The sequence below is a fragment of the Phyllobacterium sp. MT110 genome, assembly GCF_058792715.1.
In genome coordinates, this window is sequence record NZ_JBXAFE010000004.1 from 97,788 (window position 1) to 117,651 (window position 19,864).

At 61.2% G+C, this 19,864-nt stretch carries 18 protein-coding genes and 1 pseudogene; 5 read left to right on the forward strand and 14 right to left on the reverse strand.

Annotated elements, in window-relative coordinates; genetic code table 11:
- From AC1Q5O_RS18325 to pcaD, 7 genes are all read right to left on the reverse strand, one after another.
- Positions 1-864 (reverse strand): branched-chain amino acid ABC transporter permease, encoded by an 864-nt coding sequence (locus tag AC1Q5O_RS18325; protein ID WP_492564928.1) that lies wholly within the window; start codon positions 862-864, stop codon positions 1-3.
- A 225-nt stretch (positions 865-1,089) separates the two neighbouring features.
- Positions 1,090-2,262, reverse strand: coding sequence for an ABC transporter substrate-binding protein (locus AC1Q5O_RS18330; RefSeq protein WP_105735366.1), 1,173 nt, complete (start codon positions 2,260-2,262; stop codon positions 1,090-1,092).
- 130 nt (positions 2,263-2,392) lie between these two features.
- A complete protein-coding gene (locus tag AC1Q5O_RS18335) occupies positions 2,393-3,466 on the reverse strand; it encodes a 3-carboxy-cis,cis-muconate cycloisomerase (RefSeq protein ID WP_492564931.1) in 1,074 nt (357 codons plus the stop codon).
- Positions 3,467-3,469: 3 nt separating this feature from the next.
- Positions 3,470-4,084 carry a protocatechuate 3,4-dioxygenase subunit alpha gene (gene pcaG, locus AC1Q5O_RS18340; protein ID WP_492564932.1) on the reverse strand — a complete coding sequence of 205 codons (615 nt, stop codon included), beginning with the start codon at positions 4,082-4,084 and terminating at the stop codon, positions 3,470-3,472.
- Positions 4,084-4,824, reverse strand: coding sequence for a protocatechuate 3,4-dioxygenase subunit beta (pcaH, locus tag AC1Q5O_RS18345; protein WP_346305947.1), 741 nt, complete (start codon positions 4,822-4,824; stop codon positions 4,084-4,086). The genes pcaG and pcaH overlap by 1 nt, the downstream gene beginning before the upstream one ends.
- Positions 4,825-4,836: 12 nt before the next feature.
- Positions 4,837-5,241 (reverse strand): 4-carboxymuconolactone decarboxylase, encoded by a 405-nt coding sequence (gene pcaC / locus AC1Q5O_RS18350; RefSeq protein ID WP_464664296.1) that lies wholly within the window; start codon positions 5,239-5,241, stop codon positions 4,837-4,839.
- Positions 5,238-6,044 (reverse strand): 3-oxoadipate enol-lactonase, encoded by an 807-nt coding sequence (gene pcaD / locus AC1Q5O_RS18355; protein WP_492564935.1) that lies wholly within the window; start codon positions 6,042-6,044, stop codon positions 5,238-5,240. Before pcaD ends, pcaC begins: the two co-directional genes overlap by 4 nt.
- A 99-nt stretch (positions 6,045-6,143) precedes the next feature.
- Between pcaD and pcaQ the strand changes: the two genes are divergently transcribed.
- Positions 6,144-7,091 carry a pca operon transcription factor PcaQ gene (gene pcaQ, locus AC1Q5O_RS18360; protein WP_492564936.1) on the forward strand — a complete coding sequence of 316 codons (948 nt, stop codon included), beginning with the start codon at positions 6,144-6,146 and terminating at the stop codon, positions 7,089-7,091.
- On the opposite strand, the gene AC1Q5O_RS18365 is transcribed toward pcaQ, so the two are convergent.
- Positions 7,064-7,837, reverse strand: coding sequence for an APH(3')-II family aminoglycoside O-phosphotransferase (locus AC1Q5O_RS18365; protein WP_492565286.1), 774 nt, complete (start codon positions 7,835-7,837; stop codon positions 7,064-7,066). The genes pcaQ and AC1Q5O_RS18365 overlap by 28 nt on opposite strands.
- 97 nt (positions 7,838-7,934) lie before the next feature.
- Positions 7,935-9,107 carry a 4-hydroxybenzoate 3-monooxygenase gene (pobA, locus tag AC1Q5O_RS18370; RefSeq protein WP_492564937.1) on the reverse strand — a complete coding sequence of 391 codons (1,173 nt, stop codon included), beginning with the start codon at positions 9,105-9,107 and terminating at the stop codon, positions 7,935-7,937.
- A gap of 112 nt (positions 9,108-9,219) precedes the next feature.
- On the opposite strand from pobA, the gene AC1Q5O_RS18375 reads away from it, so the two are divergent.
- Positions 9,220-10,098, forward strand: coding sequence for a helix-turn-helix domain-containing protein (locus AC1Q5O_RS18375; protein WP_492564938.1), 879 nt, complete (start codon positions 9,220-9,222; stop codon positions 10,096-10,098).
- A 12-nt stretch (positions 10,099-10,110) separates the two neighbouring features.
- On the opposite strand, the gene AC1Q5O_RS18380 is transcribed toward AC1Q5O_RS18375, so the two are convergent.
- Positions 10,111-10,866: an IclR family transcriptional regulator gene (locus tag AC1Q5O_RS18380; protein ID WP_492564940.1), complete on the reverse strand. Its 756-nt coding sequence runs from the start codon at positions 10,864-10,866 to the stop codon at positions 10,111-10,113.
- A gap of 180 nt (positions 10,867-11,046) precedes the next feature.
- On the opposite strand from AC1Q5O_RS18380, the gene AC1Q5O_RS18385 reads away from it, so the two are divergent.
- The 3 genes and pseudogenes from AC1Q5O_RS18385 to pcaF all read left to right on the forward strand — a co-directional run bounded on the left by AC1Q5O_RS18385 (position 11,047) and on the right by pcaF (position 13,896).
- Positions 11,047-11,907 carry a CoA transferase subunit A gene (locus AC1Q5O_RS18385; RefSeq protein WP_492564942.1) on the forward strand — a complete coding sequence of 287 codons (861 nt, stop codon included), beginning with the start codon at positions 11,047-11,049 and terminating at the stop codon, positions 11,905-11,907.
- Between the two features lie 11 nt (positions 11,908-11,918).
- Positions 11,919-12,691: pseudogene (locus tag AC1Q5O_RS18390) on the forward strand (CoA-transferase subunit beta).
- Positions 12,691-13,896 (forward strand): 3-oxoadipyl-CoA thiolase, encoded by a 1,206-nt coding sequence (pcaF, locus tag AC1Q5O_RS18395; protein WP_492564944.1) that lies wholly within the window; start codon positions 12,691-12,693, stop codon positions 13,894-13,896. The pseudogene AC1Q5O_RS18390 and the gene pcaF overlap by 1 nt, the downstream one beginning before the upstream one ends.
- A gap of 18 nt (positions 13,897-13,914) precedes the next feature.
- On the opposite strand, the gene galE is transcribed toward pcaF, so the two are convergent.
- From galE to AC1Q5O_RS18415, 4 genes are all read right to left on the reverse strand, one after another.
- Positions 13,915-14,934 (reverse strand): UDP-glucose 4-epimerase GalE, encoded by a 1,020-nt coding sequence (gene galE, locus AC1Q5O_RS18400; RefSeq protein WP_492564946.1) that lies wholly within the window; start codon positions 14,932-14,934, stop codon positions 13,915-13,917.
- Positions 14,935-15,064: 130 nt separating this feature from the next.
- Positions 15,065-16,252 carry a polysaccharide pyruvyl transferase family protein gene (locus tag AC1Q5O_RS18405; protein ID WP_403184766.1) on the reverse strand — a complete coding sequence of 396 codons (1,188 nt, stop codon included), beginning with the start codon at positions 16,250-16,252 and terminating at the stop codon, positions 15,065-15,067.
- Positions 16,253-16,290: 38 nt separating this feature from the next.
- Positions 16,291-17,619 carry a glycosyltransferase family 4 protein gene (locus AC1Q5O_RS18410; protein WP_492564949.1) on the reverse strand — a complete coding sequence of 443 codons (1,329 nt, stop codon included), beginning with the start codon at positions 17,617-17,619 and terminating at the stop codon, positions 16,291-16,293.
- Positions 17,616-19,859, reverse strand: a complete 2,244-nt coding sequence (locus tag AC1Q5O_RS18415) for a hypothetical protein (RefSeq protein WP_492564951.1) — start codon at positions 19,857-19,859, stop codon at positions 17,616-17,618. The genes AC1Q5O_RS18410 and AC1Q5O_RS18415 overlap by 4 nt, the downstream gene beginning before the upstream one ends.
- Between the last annotated feature and the right edge of the window lie 5 nt (positions 19,860-19,864).

Sequence of the window (19,864 nt, forward strand, 5' to 3'; positions counted from 1 at the left end):
TCATTTCGCCCTTCCGAGAAGGCCGCGCGGAAACACCCAGACGATGGCAATCACCGCGAGATAGAAGAAGAATTCGCCATATTCAGGCACGAGATAGCGTCCTGTCGTGTCGATGGCGCCAAGCAGAAGGCAGGCAATGAGGGCGCCCGGAATGGAACCGGCACCGCCGACCGAAACGACAACGAGGAAGGTCACCATATAGCGCAGCGCATAATAGGGCTCGACGGGCAAAAGCTCCGCACCGATCACGCCGCCGAAGGCGGCAAGCCCCACGGCGAGGGCAAAGCTTGCGGCATAAACGATCCGCGTGCGCACGCCGAGCGAAGCGGCCATGGCAGTGTTGTCGACGGAGGCGCGCAGCTTGACCCCGAACGAGGTGCGCTCGATGAGGAACCACAGGCCGAGCGCCACGGCGACGCCGCAGCCAATGGCAAACAGCTTGTGGGCGGCAATGGTACGGAAGCCGAGATTGACCGGACCCTGCAGGTCGGCGGGAAGGGGAATGGTTTTCAATGTCGGGCCAAAGACATAATTGGCAAGGCCGATGACGCAGAACGTGATGCCGATGGTCATCAGCACCTGCGTCAGTTCCGGCGCGCCATAGATGCGGCGATAGAGGAAGCGCTCCAGCGGAATGGCGATGACGATCGTACCGATGACGGCAAGAACGATGGCAAAACCGTAGCCGAGGCCCAGATCGCGCGCCGCATAGGACGCGATATAGCCGCCGATCATGGCGAAGGCGCCATGGGCGAGATTGACGACGCGCATCAGCCCCATGGTCACGGACAGCCCTATGGAGATGATGAAAAGCACCATCCCGTAGGCGAGCGCATCGACGCCTATGCTGAAGAAAACCTGCATCAGATCATCCCGGTCACGGAAAGAAGGCTATCACCCTCCTCTGGGCTTCCGCCCATCTCCCCCACAAGGGGGGAGATCACATCGACATCTGCACTTGTACTGACTTTGTGATGTCTCAGAACTGACTGAAACAGTGATGCAGGCTGATCTCCCCCCTTGTGGGGGAGATGTCCGGCGGGACAGAGAGGGGCGCCTGAATCAGATAGATTTCGCATCGGCTATCGCCTACTTGGCCGCAGCCAGACCGGGGTCGGGCTGTTTCTCGAATGTCTTGATTTCCTTGTTGTAATAGGCGCCGTCGCTGCCCTTGGCGACTTCGCGCAGATAGATGTTCTGCGTGATGTGCCGGGTTTCCGGATCGATGGACACCGGCCCGCGCGGGCTTTCCCAGGCAAGGCCCTTCACCGCATCGACGGCCTTCTTGGCATCCTGCTTGCCGCCGGTGGCTTCGATCATCTTGTAGATGACATGCATGCCGTCATAGGCGCCGACTGAAGGGAATGAGAGTTCCGCCGGATTGCCGATGGCCTTGCGCGCCGCCTCGACAAAGGCCCTGTTCTCGGGCGAGTCATGCGCAATGGCATAATGGAACGTGGTGAGGATACCGAGCGCCGCATCGCCAAGCGCCGGCAGATCGGATTCCTGCGTCAGATCGCCGGGCGCAAGAAACTGCACACCCGCTTCCTTCAGGCCGTTCTCATTATACGCTTTGACAAAACCCAGCGTCGTCGGACCCGATGGCAGGAAAGCAAAGACGGCCTGCGCCCCGGAATTGCGCACGCGCTGCATGACCGGGCTGAAATCATTGGTCGACAGCGGCATGCGGATGGATTCGACGACCTTGCCGCCCTCCTTCTCGAAGGTGGTCTTGAACGCGTTTTCCGCATCCACGCCCGGCCCGTAATCGCTGACCACGGTGATGGCTTTCTCGATACCGCGCTCGCGGGCGATTTTGGCCATGGGTGCGGATGTCTGCCAGGTGGTGAACGATGTGCGCACCACATAGGGGCTCTTAGTGACAATGGCCGATGTCGCCGCATTCATAACCACCAGCGGCACATTGGCCTGCTGCAGCAGCGGCGTGACAGCCATGGCATCGGGGGTGAAATAGAAGCCCGCGAGATACTGCACGCCTTCCTTCACCACCAGTTCCTGTGCCAGCGCCTTTGATTGCGCGGGATCGGCCTGCGGCACGTCGCGGTACAGCACTTCGATGGTGTCATTGCCGATCTTGTTGCCATGGGTGGCGATATAGGCGTCAATGCCGGCCTTGAAGTTCTTGCCCTGAATGGCGAACGGGCCCGAGAACGGGCCGACCACGCCAATCTTGATCACATCGGCATAGGCCGCGCCGCCAAGCAGGACGGCTGCCGCTGCAGCCAGAATAAGCTTTTTCATCATTCCTCCCTTTGATCCCCTGCCGGCCAGATCATTCTCCTCATCTGGTCCGTTTGGAATGTTTCGTTCAATGTCTCATACCGGTTGGTAATGTAAAATGAAAACTATGCGCTATTGCATAATCCCTGAGTTATGATTTTTCCGGCGACTTGCCGTTTCCGAGCCTCGTTATGGAAGACAACAGGCCGCTCGTCGCCTGCTGCGATGTCGCTGATGCCATGACCATGGACGGCAGGATCATCCACTCCAGTGTCCAGGCCGCGCCGGACCGCTCCTGCTCATGCACCAGCGCCTGATGCATGCCGGAAAGCTGCGTGGCGTTGTAGCGGGCGAGTGTGACAAGCAGTTCAGCCTGAACCGGATTCTGCTTGTGCGGCATCGCCGATGAACTTCCCCCGCCACGAAGGCTGATCTCGCCGCCGGATTGTGCAAGCAGGGCAATATCCTGCCCGATTTTCCCCAGGCTGCCCGTCACGAGCGAAAGGAAACCGGCGAAATCGGCGATACGGTCGCGCTGGCTGTGCCACTGCGGCGCGTCATGCAGGCCAAGCGCCGCAGCAAGGCGCTGTCGAACGGCATTCGCCTTATCACCAAGCTTTTCCAGCGTGCCCGCTGCGCCTCCGAATTGAATGACCGGAAAAGACCGGGTGAGAAAGGTGAGCCGTTCCCTGTCGCGAAACAAGGGTGCCCGCCACGCGTCGATGCGGTCATGCACGGTAATGGGCATAGCCGCCTGCATGCGTGTATGCCCCATCAGGCTGTTTGCGCCAAAGGCAGCCTCGAGCCGATCCAACCCCGCAATCACGTCGTCCATCCCCTCGCCAAGACAGGCAATGGCAGGCTTCAGCCGGATCATCAGGCTCGTATCGATGACATCCTGACTGGTTGCGCCGAAATGCAGGGCGTTCCGATGTTCCTCGGGAATGACAGCCCGCAGCTGCCGCATCAGTTCCGGCACGACGACACCGTCGCGGGCGGTCGCGCCCTTCAAGGCCATCATATCAGGCACGAAAGACCGGCAGGCTGTTGCAATTGCCCGCGCGGCATCGGCGGAGATGACCGCTTCATCCCCCTGTGCCTGCGCCAGTGCGGCCTCGAAATCGAGCATGGCGGCAATATCGGCGCTGGCGGAAAACCAGTCCGCCGCCGCTTGCGCGCCGAGAAGGCCGGAGAGAAACGGATGATCGAAGGGCGAGATACTCATCGGTCAGATATCGAAGAAGACAGTTTCCTTCTCCCCCTGCAGATGGATATCGAAATGATAGGCCGATCCTTCCCGGCGCGCGAGAAGCGTCGGCACGCGGTTGCGGTGCTCGATGCGCTGCAGCACCGGGTCTTCGGCGTTCGCGGCCTCTTCATCGGCAAAATAGAGCCGGGTCTGCAGGCCGATATTGATGCCGCGTGCCACGATCCACAGCGTCACATGCGGTGCCATCAGCCTGCCGTCCTTATAGGGCACACGGCCGGGCCTGATCGTCTCGAACACATATTCGCCGGTTTCCATATTCGTCGGGCAGCGGCCCCATCCGGTGAAATTCACATCGGCTGTACCGCGCATTTCCGAGGGGCTGTTGTACAGTCCCGCAGCATCCGCCTGCCAGATTTCCACCAGCGCATCGTGCAGCGGCGTGCCGGTTCCGTCAAAAATCCGGCCGCGCAGGGTGATGCGCTCGCCCAGCGTCCGGTCATTGACCATGGCAACACCAAGATCGGTATCATAAACGCCCGTGATCCCCGAGAAATTCGGCGTGCAGCCGATATGCACATAGGGTCCGGCGGTCTGCGACGGCGTTTCCTTGAGAAAACCCAGAGACTGAACCATCAATTGCCCTCCATCCGGTTCTCGAACAGCGTGGAACGGCGCCCGCGCAGCACGATATCAAACTTGTAGGCGCGCGCATCCATGGGGATGGTGTTCTGACGGTCGAGCGCAGCGATCAATTGCTCGATGGCCGCCTTGTCGGGGATCGATTTGACGATGGGGCATTGCCAGATCATCGGATCACCCTCGAAATACATCTGCGTAATCAACCGCTGGGCAAATCCGTGCCCGAAAACGGAAAAATGGATATGGGCCGGACGCCAGTCATTGACGCCGTTCGGCCAGGGATAGGCGCCGGGCTTGACCGTGCGAAACCGGTAATAGCCATCCTCGTCCGTGATGGTCCGGCCGCAGCCGCCAAAGTTCGGATCGAGCGCCGCGAGATAGCCTTCGCGCTTGTGGCGGTAGCGTCCGCCGGCATTGGCCTGCCAGAATTCGAGCAGCGCACCCGCCACACCGAGACCGCGCTCGTCCACCACACGGCCATGCACGATGATGCGCTGGCCGATGGCGCTTTCACCCGGCCGGGCAAAATTGTGGATCAGGTCCGCATCCAGTTCGCCGAGCAGCGCATGCCCGAACACGGGACCAGTGATTTCCGACAACGTATTGTCGAGCGACAACAGCGCTCGTTGCGGCGAGCGGACAACACTTGTCTTGTAATCCGGCGTATAGGCGGGCGGATGCCATTGCCTGTCGCGCTGGAAGAATGCTCCGGTTTCCGGTTTTCTATTGGACACAGTTGCCTCCCGTCACGCGGCCCGTTCGGCCTCGAGTTCCTTATAGACCTGCTTTGCCAGCTTGATGGCATGGTTTGCCGCCGGAACACCCGCATAAATTGCAACATGCAGCAGGGCTTCGCAAATATCGTCCTGTGTCGCGCCCGTATTGGCCGTCGCGCGGATATGCATGGTCAATTCGTCATCCTGGCCGAGCGCGGCCAAAAGCGCGATGGTGACAATCGAGCGTTCGCGCTTCGTCCAGCCGGGCCGCGACCAGACATGACCCCACGCCGCCTCTGTGATCAGTTCCTGGAAGGGCTGATCGAAATCGGTCTTGGTGGTTTCCACCCGGTTGACATGCTCTTCGCCCAGCACGACGCGGCGCGTGGCCATGCCCTGCAGATAACGACGCGATGGGGCAGCCGTATCCGTCATGATTTCCCTCCAAGCTTGAATTCGTCGACAAAGGCCCTGATCACGGCGACCAGCGTTTCCGGCTGTTCGACACAGGGAATATGGCCGGCATCCTTGATCACTTCATAGCGCGCACGCGGGATGAGCTTTGCCAGTTCGAGCACCAGATCCGGCGGCGTCGAACCGTCCTGATCCCCAACAATGCAGATGGCCGGCACCGCAATGCGCTTTGCAGCTTCGGTGAAATCCGCATCGCGCAGCGCCGCGCAGGTACCGCCATAGCCATCGGCAGGCTGGCGGATGAGCATGTTGCGGTAGCCGGTCAGATCATTGGCCCGCTCCCGGTGGAAGGCCGGGGTGAACCAGCGCTGCAGGATCGTGTCGGCAATGGATGCGATGCCATTCCGGGTCACGGCATCGATGCGCGCATTCCAGAATTCGGCCGTGCCGATCCTGTGCGCGGTATCGCACAGGACCAGAGCCTGCACGAGTTCGGGCCGCGTGGCATAAAGTCCCTGCGCCACGAGCCCGCCGACGGACAGACCGCAGACAACGGCATCCTTGACCGAGAGGTAGTCGAGCAAACCCGCGAGATCACCGACATGATCATCGATGCTGTAAGGAGGCGTACCCAGACCGGAAAGGCCATGTCCGCGCATGTCATAGGTGACGATGGCAAACTCGCCGACCAGACGCACGATCACGTCACGCCAGATGCGAAAATCCGTACCGAGGGAATTGGCGAAAACCAGCACGGGCTTGCCTGCGGGCGCGCTGATCAACTGGTAATGCAGCGTGACGCCATTGATGTGAGCAAATTGCACCGAAATCCTCCCGGTCAGTTATGTCGATAATGGATTATGCATTTGGTTCAGTAAAATGATATCTTGCCGCATTCGCTTAACCCCGGGGTTATGAAATATATGATCGACGGCCGCATCAAGTTCCGCCACCTGCAGACTTTTCTTGAAGTTGCCCGCCAGAAAAGCGTGATGAAGGCGGCGGCAATTCTTCATATCAGCCAACCCGCCGTAACCAAAACCATTCGAGAAATGGAAGAGGTGCTCGGGGTTGCCATGTTCGAGCGTGACGGGCGCGGCATCCGCATCACCCGGTTCGGCGAGGTTTTCCTGCGCTATGCCGGAGCGGCGATCACCGCGCTGCGGCAGGGCATCGATTCCGTCAGCAACGAGCAGTCGGGCGAGGGGATTCCCGTCCGGGTGGGCGCCTTGCCGACGGTTTCCACCCGCATCATGCCGCAGGCCATCAGCCTGTTCCTGCAGGAGAAGACACAGAGCCGGCTGAAAATCGTCACCGGCGAAAATGCCGTGCTGCTCGAGCAATTGCGGCTCGGCGATCTTGACCTCGTGGTCGGACGGCTGGCGGCGCCGGAAAAAATGACCGGCTTTTCCTTCGAACATCTCTATTCCGAACAGGTGGTGTTTGCCGTCAGTGCCCGCCATCCGCTGCTCAATACCAGCGAGGACATTTTCAACCGCCTTGCCGAATTCCCCGTGCTGATGCCGACGCGGGCATCCATCATCCGGCCTTTCGTCGACCGGTTTCTCATTGCCAACGGCGTGGCCAAGCTGCCGCATCAGATCGAGACGGTCTCCGACGCTTTTGGCCGGGCTTTCGTCCGCTCCCATCAGGCGGTGTGGATCATTTCGGCAGGGGTGGTTGCCGGGGACGTCGCCGACGGGGCGCTTGCGCTGCTGCCCATCGACACGACCGAGACCAAGGGACCGGTTGGCTTGACAACCCGCGCGGACGTTACCCCGTCATTGCCGCTGATGATCCTGATGCAGACCATCCGCGAGGCGGCAGGAGAGATGAAACCGGATCAGAAAAACTCGTCGAGCAGCCGGTAATAAGCCAGCTTTGCCGGATCGGCCTGCATCAGGCCGTAGCAATCCAGAAAAAGCTTCACCCTCTCGTCGCCGAAATTATCCGCAATGCTGCGGCACGCCAGCGCAATATCCTGGTAGCGATCGGCAAGACCAAGCCGGCCGCAGTCGATATAGCCGGTGAAGATGCCATTCCCGGCCATGAAATTCGGCAGGCAGGCATCGCCGTGGGTCACGATGACATCCGCTGTCTCGGGCCTTTCCGCCACAAGCCGGCTGAAAAGTTCGGATGCCGTCTTTCCCAGCATATCGTCGTCGAAATCCGCCTCGTCCACCAGCCCGGCCTGCATGCGGGCCCGCGCCACTTCAATGCGCCCGTCAAGCCGGTGATCGAACGGACAGGTCGCGGGATCAAGCGCATGCAACTGGCGCAGCGCTCCGGCAAAAATCCGGATGCGCGTTTCGATGGACAAAGAACCGGCCGAGGCAAGATCTTCACCGGGAACCCCGCTCATCAACAGCCAGAAGTTGCCGGCATGGGCGCCCTCGAAGAGAACATCGGGGCAGGGCATATCGCGGGAGGACAGCCAGCGAAGCCGCGCCGCCTCATCGGGCAACTCACCGTAAGGGCTAACGGCTTCGACCTTGATGAAGAGCCGTGGCAAGCCTTCGCCTTGCAGCATGAAAACCTGCGCATCGGAACAGCCGAGCGCATCGCGGTTCCAGCTGTAGCCTGCAACAAGAGCTTGCAGTTGTGGCGGCACAAGCATCGCGTCCGGCGGATTTGTTGTCGCGGTCATGGGAATTTCCGGTTTCGGGCGTGTTCTTCAGGCACGCATATGCGGGCGGTGGAACCGAAGCAATAACCTAAAACGGCAGTCCCACATAGTTCTCGGCAAGCGCGGTCGATGCCGCCCGGGAGTGGGTGAGATAATCGAGTTCGGCCTCCTGTATTTTCTGGCCGAATTCGCCGGTATCGGGAAAGCGATGCATCAGCATCGTCATCGACCAGGAAAACCGGACGGCTTTCCACACGCGCAAGAGTGCACGACGCGAATAGTCGTCAAGGGCCGCCGTGCTCTTATCGGCATAATAGTCGCGCAGGCCTTCGAAGAGATAATGCACGTCACTGGCCGCCAGATTGAGGCCCTTTGCTCCCGTCGGCGGCACGATGTGGGCGGCATCGCCAGCCAGGAACAGGCGGCCGAAGCGCATGGGTTCGGCCACGAACGAGCGAAGCGGCGCGATGGACTTTTCAAATGACGGGCCTGTTGTGACGGCGGCCGCATCCTCTTCCGGCAGCCGGCGCCGCAACTCGTCCCAGAACCGGTCGTCGGACCAGTCCTCCACTTTGTCGTCCAGCGGGCACTGCACGTAATAGCGGCTGCGCGTCAGGGAGCGCATCGAGCACAGTGCAAAGCCGCGTGGATGGTTGGCATAGATCAGCTCATGTGCCGCCGGGGGCACCTCCGCCAGAACACCGAGCCAGCCAAAGGGGTAGGTGCGTTCGAACGTCCGGATCGCCTCCACCGGCACGGACCGGCGGCTGACCCCATGGAATCCGTCGCACCCGGCAATGAAGTCGCAATCGATGCGGTAGGGTTTGCCGTCCTTTTCGAAGGTGACGAACGGCTTTTCCCGGTCGAAATCATGGATGGCAACGTTCTGCGCCCCGTAAAATGCCGGTGCACCGCCCGCCTCGCGCTGCTGCATCAGATCCCGCGTCATCTCAGTCTGGCCGTACACCGTCACCCGCTTGCCGCCCGTCAGGTCGAACAGATCGATGCGATGATTGCGCCCGTCGAACGCCAGCGAAAAGCCATCATGCGGCAGGCCTTCCGCATGCAGACGGGCGCCGGCGCCTGCCTCGTCGAGCAGCCGCACCGTGCCTTCTTCCAGCACTCCGGCGCGCACGCGCCCCAGAATATGGTCCTTGCCCGACCGGTCGAGGATGATGTTGTCGATACCGGCCCGGGTCAGAAGCTGACCGAGCAGAAGCCCGGCAGGTCCGGACCCGATGATAGCCACGTGCGTGCGCATGATGCCTCCCAGCATGAAATAATTGCGCAAGGCTAGCGGCAGGACGCATCTGAACAATGGACTTCTCAGGCAAAAAACAGGACAATCTGAACATTGGGGACGGGAGGAACCGATGACCGGCGCAGTACCAACCTATGATCTCTATGGCGAAAACCATCCGAAACGGCCGGATTTCTGGCTGCATTGGGAGACAATCGCCTCCAGAAGCCAATTGCACAATTGGGAGATCAAAACCCATCGCCATGCGGCATTCTTTCAGATTTTGTACTTTCGCGGCGGAACCGGCGATGCGGTTTTCGGCGCGCACAGCCATCCCATACAGCCACCGGTCATGATCACCGTGCCGCCGCAATGCGAGCATGGCTTCCGGTTTTCCCGGGATATGGATGGCATGGTCATCACCATGCTGGCCGCGCGCTTCGGGTCTTCCGGCCGCACCATCTGCGACGCCGGCATGCCGCCGCGATTGATTTCGCTCGTACCCGATCACGCCGATGCAGCGTTTCTGACGCACAGTCTCGAGCGCCTGTGCGCCGAGCTGGTATCGGGCGGCGCCTTTCACGACGATCTGGTGGAATCCTATCTCAAATCCATCGTTCTTCTGGCAGCGCGCATGACCGCCCCGGAACTGCCGCCCGGCGGTGAAAGCTCCAGTACGGAAGAGCGCCTGAAACTGCTGAACATCATGGTCAACCGGCATTTCCGCGAACATCGCCCGGCGGAATTCTATGCCGGACACCTCGGTTTGTCGGCAACCCATCTCAACCGCATCGTCAAGGCGGCGACGGGGCAAAGCACCAATGGCTTGCTGGCACGCCGCCTTGCCGATCAGGCGAAGCGCGATCTGGTGTTCACCTCTGCCAGTATCAAGCAGATCGCCTATGATCTCGGCTTTGCCGATCCGGCTTATTTCACCCGGTTTTTCACCCGGGAGACCGGCACGACACCCCGGCAGTACCGCACCGAGCAAAGCGCCAGAATGGCTGTCTGAACCTATAGCCTGTCATACCAGCACCGCGGCGATGGTATCGCGGGTCGATTGCATGGCGGGCAGATAGCGCTCGATCATTTCCGCGATCGTCACGCGCGGTGCCTGCGCGCCGACATTGATGGCGGCGATGGTCATGCCGCGCGTGTTGCGCACGGGAACCGCGATGGAGCACAGCCCGATCTCCAGTTCCTGGTCGATCACCGCGTAGCCCTGCGCCCTGACGGTGCGCACTTCATCCATCAGGTCCGGCAGCGCGGTCTTCGTGCGCGGCGTGTTCGCTGGGCGGTTGCTGCCTGCAAGGATGCGCAGTGCGTCGTCATCGCTCATCGCCGCGAGCAGGACCCGGCCCATGGAGGAACAATAGGCGGGAAGGCGGCTGCCGGGATTGAGATTGATCGACATGACACGCTTGTGCGAGGCACGCGCGATGTAGACGATCTCGTTGCCGTCGAGCACCGAAGCCGAGGCGCTTTCACCGGTCTTTTCGGACAACTGATCAAGAAAGGGCTGCATCAGCCGGGGCAGGGGCGTCGATGACAGGTAGGAATGGCCAAGACGCAGGATGCGCGGCGTCAGCGTGAAGAATTTTCCGTCATAATCCGCATAGCCAAGCTGTGTGAGCGTCAGCAGGCAGCGGCGGGCCGTGGCGCGCTCCAGCCCGGTCATCCGCGCAATGTCCGTGATCGACAGGCGCGTATTGACCGCGTCGAAGGCCTCGATGACGGAGAGCCCCTTGGCAAAACCGCTGATGAAATCCGTTTCACGCATCCACACCTGCCTTATCCGCTGCATTTCCGCACAATTTGTGCGATATACGAACAAATGTCAAATAACGCACAAAATCATTGACGGGCGGAACGCGACGGGACTACGCCATGCGGACAAATGGAGGTTTGCACCGGATACCGGCGATCGCCGTGCTTCGGGAACAGCGACAGGGAGAGAGACGTGGCAAAAATCTGCACGCTTGCCGAAGCCATCGGGGACAATGTCAGGGATGGCGATACGCTCGCCATGGAAGGGTTTACCCACCTCATTCCCTATGCCGCCGGGCACGAGATCATCCGGCAGGGCCGCAAGGAGCTGTTCCTCGTGCGCATGACGCCTGACCTCATCTACGACCAGCTGATCGGTGTCGGTGCGGCGCGCGGCATGAAGTTCTCCTGGGGCGGCAATCCCGGCGTGGGCTCGCTGCATCGCTTCCGCGACGCGGTGGAAAACCAGTGGCCGCGGCCGCTTGAGATCGAGGAACATTCGCACGCGGCCATGGCCAATGCCTATGAGGCGGGTGCGGCCAATCTGCCGTTCGCCGTGCTGCGCGGCTATATCGGCGCTGACCTTGCCAAGGTCAATCCGAACATCCGGTCGGTCACCTGTCCCTTCACCGGTGAGGTGCTCGCCGCCGTTCCCTCCATCCGTCCTGACGTGTCGATCATCCATGGCCAGCGTGCCGACCGGCAGGGCAATGTGCTGATCGAGGGCATCTCCGGCGTGCAGAAGGAGGCGGTGCTGGCCGCCAGCCGTTCCATCGTGACGGTGGAGGAAATCGTCGACGAATTGAATCCGCCATCGCCCAATGCTGTGGTCCTGCCCCGATGGGCCATCAATGCCGTCGTGCATGTGCCGGGCGGCGCCTTCCCCTCCTATGCGCATGGTTACTATCCGCGCTCCAATGCCTTCTACATCGCCTGGGACAAGATCGCCCGCGACCGCGACAGCTTTACCGCGTGGATCAGCGAGAACGTTCTTGCCGGCAAGCCGGAAGATTTTGCCCGCCACGCCGTCCGGCGTGCGGCGAATGCAGCGTGAGGAGCAAGACCATGACCCAGGATTTCACCCCCACGGAAATGATGACCATCGCGGCTGCCCGCGCGCTGAGCAATGATGATGTCTGCTTTGTCGGGATCGGCGCACCCTCCGCCGCCTGCAATGTGGCGCGGCTGACCCATGCGCCTGACATCACGCTGATCTACGAAAGCGGCACCATTGGCACCAAGCCGGATGTGCTCCCGCTTTCCATCGGCGACGGCGAACTCTGCGACACCGCCTTGTTCACCGTTTCGGTGCCGGAAATGTTCCGCTACTGGCTGCAGGGCGGGCGCATCACCACCGGATTTCTCGGCGGCGCGCAGATCGACCGCTTTGCCAATCTCAACACGACGGTGGTCGGTCCTTATGATACACCGAAAGTGCGGCTGCCCGGTGGCGGCGGCGCACCGGAAATAGCCAGCAATTGCGGCCAGATTTTCATCACCATGGCGCTGACCAATCGCGGCTTTGTCGATCATCTCGATTTCATCACCTCGATGGGGCATGGCGAGGGCGGCGATCATCGCGCGCGCCTCGGCATGAAAACCAGGGGGCCGACCAGGGTCATCACGGACCTATGCATTTTCGAGCCTGATCCGGTCACCAAGGAGCTGACCGTGGTGTCGATCCACAGGGGTGTGACACGCGGACAGATCGAAGAGAATTGCGGCTGGCCCGTCCGGTTTGCTAAGGAGATCGTGGAAACGCCAGTCCCCACTGCAACCGAACTTTCCGTGCTGCGCGATATCAATGCCGCACGAAACGCGCTCACGAGGCCGCCTGATGTCTGAAGCCTATATCTGCGACTATATCCGCACGCCCATCGGCCGCTTCGGCGGCGCCTTAGCTTCCGTCCGCACCGACGATCTGGGCGCAATTCCGCTGAAAGCGCTGATGCAGCGCAATCCCTCCGTCGACTGGGAAGCCATCGGTGAAGTCATCTATGGTTGCGCCAATCAGGCGGGCGAGGACAACCGCAACGTGGCTCGCATGTCCCTGCTTCTGGCAGGCCTGCCGGTGACGGTGCCGGGCACGACGATGAACCGCCTGTGCGGTTCGGGGATGGATGCGGTGATCACGGCGGCCCGCGCCATCAAGGCCGGGGAAATCGAGATTGCCATCGCCGGCGGCGTCGAATCCATGTCGCGCGCACCCTTCGTTCTGCCGAAAGCCGAAGGCGCGTTTTCGCGCCACGCGGAAATTCACGACACCACCATCGGCTGGCGCTTCGTCAACCCGCTGATGCAGCAGCAATACGGCATCGATTCCATGCCGGAGACCGGCGAGAATGTCGCCGAGGAGTTTCATGTCTCGCGCGCCGATCAGGATGCTTTCGCCGTGCGCTCCCAGCAAAGGGCAGGGGCGGCCATGGACAATGGCCGGCTTGCCCGCGAAATCACGCCCGTCATCATTCCCCAGCGCAAGGGCGACCCGGTGATCGTCGACCGCGACGAGCATCCGCGCCCGCAGACAACGCTCGAGCAGCTGGCCAAACTGCCGACGCCCTTCAGGAAGGGCGGTTCGGTGACAGCGGGCAATGCTTCGGGTGTCAATGACGGCGCAGCGGCGCTGATCATCGCATCGGAAGCGGCAGCGCGGAAATACGGCCTGACCCCCATCGCCCGCATCATCGGCGGTGCGACCGCCGGTGTTCCACCGCGCATCATGGGGATCGGTCCTGTCGCCGCCACCGAGAAACTTTGCGCACGGCTTGGCCTGACAGCGCAGGATTTCGGCGTGATCGAACTCAACGAAGCCTTCGCCTCGCAGGGCCTTGCCACCCTGCGCGCACTCGGGCTTGCGGACGATGCCGACCACGTCAATGCCAATGGCGGGGCGATTGCCCTTGGCCATCCCCTGGGCATGTCCGGCGCACGCATCACCGGAACCACGGCACTGGAACTCAGCGTCAGGCATGCCCGCTATGCGCTGGCCACCATGTGCATCGGCGTCGGCCAGGGCATCGCGGTTGCCCTGGAACGAGTCTGATCAGGCGAAGTGCCGGGATTACACGGCGATGCGTGCCTCCGACTGTTCCAGCGCCTTCCTGATGGCGAGCTGCCGCTCCCAGGCCAGGGCGTCGCCGACGATCAGATCGAGATCGGCGCGTTTCGGCTCAAAACCGAATACGGTGCGCACACGTTCGTTCCCTGCGACCAGCACTGCCGGATCGCCCGCGCGCCTCGGGGCGGTCCGGACCTCGAAATCGACGCCCGACACGCGCTTGACCGCGTCGATGATGTCAAGCACGGAATAGCCGTAGCCGTAGCCGCAATTGGCTGCGGTGCTGGCTCCTCCGGCCTCCAGATAGTTCAGGGCGCACAGATGCGCCTGCGCCAGGTCGCTGACATGAATATAGTCGCGGATGCAGGTGCCGTCGGCTGTCGGATAGTCCGTTCCATACACGTCGATATGTGAGCGCTCGCCCGTCGCCGCCTGGCTGGCGATCTTGATGAGGTGCGTGGCACGCGGGAACGACTGCCCCGAGCGCAATTGCGGGTCGGCACCCGCCACGTTGAAATAGCGCAGCGCCACATAGTTGAATTCCGGATGGGCCACGGCCGCATCGCGCAGCATCCACTCGGTCATCAGCTTCGACGTACCGTAGGGCGAGATCGGCTGATGCGGCATATCTTCGCTGATCGGCGTTCGCTCCGGTTCCCCATAAATTGCGGCGGTCGACGAGAAAATGAAATGCCTGATGCCTTCGGCAATGGCTGCTTCCATCAGGGAACGCGATTGCACGGTATTGTTGCGGTAATAAGAAAGCGGATCGCGCACGGAATCGGGAACGACGATCGAACCGGCGAAGTGCAGGATCGCCGTCACATTGTGCCGGCGGATCAGATCGCGCACCAGCGTCTGATCGCCGATATCACCCTGCACGAACGGCACATCATCCGGCACCAGCCAGGCGAAACCGCAACTCAGATCGTCAAGGACCACGACCGGCCGGCCGGCATCCTTGAGGGCAAGCACCATGTGGCTGCCGATATAGCCGGCACCACCAGTAACAAGAACAGTCATGGGGAGGAACTCCTGCAACTTTGTTTGAGAGATTGATAGGGTGGAGCGGCGTGTGCCATGTCGATAGTCTGTCTTACACTTCCTTTCCTACAGTTTGCTTTCCTCCCGGGAAATTCTGATTGTTTGCTGTCTAAGCGACTCGTCGGGCGGAGTCCGATGCGCGCCTGCCCGTCTCGGTCATCTTGTGATCGACGCCATTTTCGGTCAGGAAGACATTCATCTCGCCATAAGTCTCGAACCAGGCGCGATTGTATTTATCGAAAAGCGATTGATCCCAATAATCCTCCAGCCTGAAAGGCTTGCCGCCAAAGACGTCATAGCTCGGGATCTTGTAGGTTTCGGCGAATTCGGCCGTGCGGCTGTCATAGGTGAAATAGATCGACGGCACGCCGTTGGCCAGCGCCATGAGATTGCCGTGCAGGCGGTAGCCGAGAACCAGCTGATGCGTGCGAACAAGCGTTTCATAGTCCGCGACCACGTCGGAATAATACATGCGCTCGCGGTAGAGCTTTTCCATTGCATCGTCGAAATACCAGTCCGAGACCCAACGGTTCGCCTTCAGCGCGGCGATGGCGTCTTCCTTCTGCTCGTCGGTGCCGAAGACCATCTTCTTTTCTTCCACTTCGCCCTGCGCCATCAGGGTGATGTCGAAGCGGTTCGCCATCGCCTTGATAAGGTCGCGGTGCAGGGTCAGATAGCGCTGGATATCCTGCGCATAGGTTGGCGAGACTTCGCGCCGGACCGTCACACCCACCTTTTCCACCGTGTCGAGCTCAGGCAATTTGATGCGCAGATGCTGGTTGTTGCGCCGGAACGCCGTGGGGCAACCGATGACGCGGACATTCTTGATGCCGATATCGTTGAGAACCTGGGCGGAATAAGCGCCGCGCACACCAACGGAGGTGGTCGAATCGGCAATGAGGCGCCAAACCGCCTTGGACTCCTCCGACAGTTCCAGCTGCCCCTTGACCGGCGCCTGCGCGCCGACACCGAAGGCGATGACGGGCAGCCCCAGGCGCTTGAGAACCGGGATGGTGTCGCGCCAGTTCATCTCCCTGTTGATGTAGTTGGACCCGCGCAGGATGACATAGTCATACTCCTCGCGCAGCTGGTCGATCTTCTCCATCGGCGGTCCGGCAATGGGAAGTTCTGCCACCTTCTCGTAGTTCATGAGCTTCAGGGATGATTCAAAGACGAAGGCATCACCGATATTGTGGTAGTGGTCGATGCTGCGCTGAATGTCGCTGTGCTGGTACCAGCGGACATTGTCGTGATCGTAAACTTCTCCGGCGGGGATCATTACGAGGACGCGTGCCATGAGGTATTCCTTCTTTTGGCGATGAAAGCTGGATAACCTCAGCTTGCTTGGGAAAGAACAACGTCAGTTCTTGCAGCGATCGTGAGTGGCTGCTGCCGGCTAGATTTAAGCAATTCACCATAGAGAGCAAGGTGTTCCTGAGCACAGTCGATATAGTTCACGGGTTTCCGGATGGTCTGATGCAAACGGTCCCAGATCGAGGTGTCGCTGAGGACTTCGGTGAAACGGTCGGCCAGGTCTTCGGCGCTGCGCACACGGAAGTGCAGACCATCCAGCCCGTCCCGGACTTTTTCGGCCATACCGCCGATATTGGAACAGATCACCGGGCGGCGATGGTGCAGGGCCTCCTGGATCACAATCGGCGAGTTCTCCCACCAGATCGACGGCATCACCACCCAATCGACGGGCTGCATGAGACGCGGCATCTCCGCATTCTGGTAGGCGCCGTAAAAGCGCACGCGCGACCCGGCTTCCTCGATCAGTTTTCGCATGCGATCCTGAAAGTCGCGCGGCTGCTTCTCCAGATTGCCGCCAAAAATCATCAGGCGCGAATCCTCACCCCATGTTTCCTCGGGCACACGCGACACCGCATCGATCAGGACGTCGATGCCCTTGAACGGCGTTATCTGCCCGAAATAGGCGAAGCGGTTGCGCCGCGGCCTTGGGCCCGCCAGCTCGCGCGGCGGTGTCACGCTGTCGATGGCGATACCATTCTCGATCACCCTCAGCTTGGCGGGATCAAGTCCCCACTCCTTGTACCTGCCGGCCAGGAATTCGCTGGGTGAAACAAAGGCGTCGGCAAGCTCGAGCATGCCGCGGATGAAGCGTTCCCGCTTGAGAAAGCGGGCGGGGGGAATATTGGGAAAGCAGGCGTGGCAATCGATGGGCGAAGCCTCGTTGCACAGCTTTGCCGAGCTTGCCTTCACCATCTGCCCGTCATTGTTGCAGATCGACAGATATTCGTGAAAGGTCAGCAGAATGACCGCATCGGGCAGCGCCTCGCGGATGGCATAGAGCGTTTCCAGCCCGAGGCCGAGCACATGGTGGAAATGCACGACCTGCGGATTGAGATCGCGGACAAAACGCAGGAGATCGCGGCGGATTTCATCGGTGTTCTTGTTCGACAGATAGAAGTGGTCGTATTCGTCGGCATGGAACAGGATTTCATCGCTGCTGCGCCGCATGCTCATCAGCGCCGTGGTGCCATGCCGCGGAATGGGATGTCCGGCCCGTGCCAGGTACACGGACTGGACTCCGGGCAGGCTGTTGAGCCCCTTGTGCAGATTGTAGGAAGCAATTTCGCCGCCTCCCAGGGAAATGCTGGGATGGGCATGGGAAATCACCAGAACCCGAAGCCGTTCGGTCATGCTGTTTCCTCCGCAGACACACTGCGCTTGTTGGAAAGATTGTTGGCCCAGCGCGCGTCGAAAACCTGCCGGTCGATGCGTTCGATCAGGGCAATGGTCGAGGCCTTGTCAGACACGGATATGTCGTCGGACCCGAGCATCTGCGCCGACGGCAGCCAATAGGATTTCAGACCGGCCTGCTTGAGCTTGAGGCCAAGGTCGAGGCCCTTTTCGTGCGTGCCAAGATAACCGCGGGTAAAACCATTGACGGAGAACAAGGCCTTTCGCGGCAGGACACAGCACTCGAATGTCGCTGTTGCCACTTCCGTTGTTCCCATCCCCGCCACGGCGTCGATGGGATAGCCGGCATAGCGGCTGATCAGGGCGCGATCGGATTGCGCACCCGCCACCCATGTTCCGGCCCAGCGAATGGAATCATCCTCATAGGCGAGGGTCGGAGACAGCACGCATTCCTTGCGGGCATCGTAGGCTGCAAGCAGTTTCCGGAACCATCCCGTGCTGCGCGGCAGGAGAGACGCGGCAAGAAAGACCACGCTTTCGGTGGACACCGCCCGCGCGCCGACTTCCAGCGCGTCATACAGATCTTCGGATCCGCTGGCGGAGACAAGGCGGACACGCAGCCCGTAGAAATCCGCCAGCCTGCGCAGTTGCACGCCGATGCGGTCGATAATATCCGTGGCAGCCGCAACGACAATCGGCGCCTCGCGCGTCTCCGGATCAAGCGCCAGCAGGGCGAGAAGCGGACCGATCTCCTCGACGCGCTCATCGACGCCGATGATCAGTGCGGGTCCGGCAGCTTTTTCAAACGCGCCCAGATCGACAACCCCGAAAACCTCGGGCGCGGGCCGGCTGACGCCGCGCAGCAGCGGAACAAGCTGCTGGTCAACGATATGGCGCAGCGCCCAGGCATTCGGATCGATGGCGCGAATCTGGCGAACGACCGCGTCGCGCGATGTGATCCGGGTTGGCGTCAAGGGCATGAAAGCCCGCCGGGAATCACTGAGTTCCAGCTCGATATAGAAGGGAGCCGTGCTGTCGCCCGTAAGCTCCGGGGCAAAGGCGACGAAACCGTGCGCATGGCGGTTGGGGTCCAGTCCGGCATTGAACGGCGGCTGGTTGTCGAACTCCCGCGTCACATCCGCCCGGTCCACCCGGGTCCAGTTGCCGTCCAGCTGGATTTCGCCGCGGTGGCGGCGCAACTTCACGCCCTGGACGTGATTGTCGGGGTCGAGCAGCCAGCCGGAGACAAGCAGGCCGCTGCCTTCGACACGAAACACATTGTCGATGCCCATGCGCACCGGAAAGGGCAGGCTGGATATCGTTTCCGTGCCGTCGAAGCGGTTGGCGGCAGAACGAAGGCGGAGCAGAATCTCCGTCGAACTGCGCATGTTCGGCAGAATGGCGCGCACGTGGTTGGGGGTTTCGCGCGACCCGGCGAGCAGGCGGCGATCATACACCTCGATAAACCGCCAGCCGCGGCGGCCGCGAAACAACAGGCGCTCGATATCATTGGGCGAGATGGGTTCGTTCGCCAGCAGCAGCCCGGCAAAACCGGAGGCCTGCTCGCTCACATCGGGGCGCGCGAAAACGCCGATGGCGCATTCGGCGAGAGATGGCGTACGGCCGCTGATCAACAGCCGCGTGACGGAGGGCGTCAGGTCCTGTGCCCAGCCCTGCACGAAAATCTCACCCTCGTCGCTGCCGCCGATCAGCTCGATAACGCCATCGGAGCGGGCGCCGGCCTGCAGCAGAATGGTGATAGCCGACAGTTTCTTGCGGCTGATGGGGCCGGAAATCAGCCCTTCGACAAGTCCGTCGATCGCACCCGGCAAATTCGGTCCGGCAAGATCGGCGATCATGGCCGCAAGATCGCCGATAGCGGCGGCACGGGCGGCAAACGAATAGCGGGATACCTTCGCCTTGTGCTGAAACATGATGGTTTTGAGCTGCGCGCGGCGCAACACGTTTGTCGGCACGATTGCGACAAATCCGTGCGTGCCGGCCGGCGACGGTGTCTTTAGCGGCCAGTTGATGAAGGTCGCTTTGACACTCATGGCGGGATCGCCGTTGAGAAAGACCGTCAGCTGTTCGGGCGTATTGCCGCCGATGCCCATGATGAGCACCAGCGTATCCTCGACCGGGCAGCCGACGACCATTTCGCCTTCCATGACAATGGAATTGCGCTCCGGCGCCTTGGCGCCCGCCGGGACAGGCAGAAGTTTTTTGTCGTCGCGAGTCATCTATG

Excerpts from the sequence above, each read along its gene's own strand:
- AC1Q5O_RS18365 (WP_492565286.1), bottom strand. The coding sequence starts at position 7,837 with ATGCTTGTGCCGCCACAACTGCAAGCTCTTGTTGCAGGCTACAGCTGG.
- AC1Q5O_RS18415 (WP_492564951.1), bottom strand. The coding sequence starts at position 19,859 with ATGACTCGCGACGACAAAAAACTTCTGCCTGTCCCGGCGGGCGCCAAG.
- AC1Q5O_RS18410 (WP_492564949.1), bottom strand. The coding sequence starts at position 17,619 with ATGACCGAACGGCTTCGGGTTCTGGTGATTTCCCATGCCCATCCCAGC.
- pcaF (WP_492564944.1), top strand. The coding sequence starts at position 12,691 with ATGTCTGAAGCCTATATCTGCGACTATATCCGCACGCCCATCGGCCGC.
- pcaC (WP_464664296.1), bottom strand. The coding sequence starts at position 5,241 with ATGACGGATACGGCTGCCCCATCGCGTCGTTATCTGCAGGGCATGGCC.
- pobA (WP_492564937.1), bottom strand. The coding sequence starts at position 9,107 with ATGCGCACGCACGTGGCTATCATCGGGTCCGGACCTGCCGGGCTTCTG.
- AC1Q5O_RS18330 (WP_105735366.1), bottom strand. The coding sequence starts at position 2,262 with ATGAAAAAGCTTATTCTGGCTGCAGCGGCAGCCGTCCTGCTTGGCGGC.
- AC1Q5O_RS18335 (WP_492564931.1), bottom strand. The coding sequence starts at position 3,466 with ATGAGTATCTCGCCCTTCGATCATCCGTTTCTCTCCGGCCTTCTCGGC.
- AC1Q5O_RS18380 (WP_492564940.1), bottom strand. The coding sequence starts at position 10,866 with ATGCGTGAAACGGATTTCATCAGCGGTTTTGCCAAGGGGCTCTCCGTC.
- AC1Q5O_RS18375 (WP_492564938.1), top strand. The coding sequence starts at position 9,220 with ATGACCGGCGCAGTACCAACCTATGATCTCTATGGCGAAAACCATCCG.
- pcaG (WP_492564932.1), bottom strand. The coding sequence starts at position 4,084 with ATGGTTCAGTCTCTGGGTTTTCTCAAGGAAACGCCGTCGCAGACCGCC.
- AC1Q5O_RS18405 (WP_403184766.1), bottom strand. The coding sequence starts at position 16,252 with ATGGCACGCGTCCTCGTAATGATCCCCGCCGGAGAAGTTTACGATCAC.
- pcaQ (WP_492564936.1), top strand. The coding sequence starts at position 6,144 with ATGATCGACGGCCGCATCAAGTTCCGCCACCTGCAGACTTTTCTTGAA.
- galE (WP_492564946.1), bottom strand. The coding sequence starts at position 14,934 with ATGACTGTTCTTGTTACTGGTGGTGCCGGCTATATCGGCAGCCACATG.
- AC1Q5O_RS18325 (WP_492564928.1), bottom strand. The coding sequence starts at position 864 with ATGCAGGTTTTCTTCAGCATAGGCGTCGATGCGCTCGCCTACGGGATG.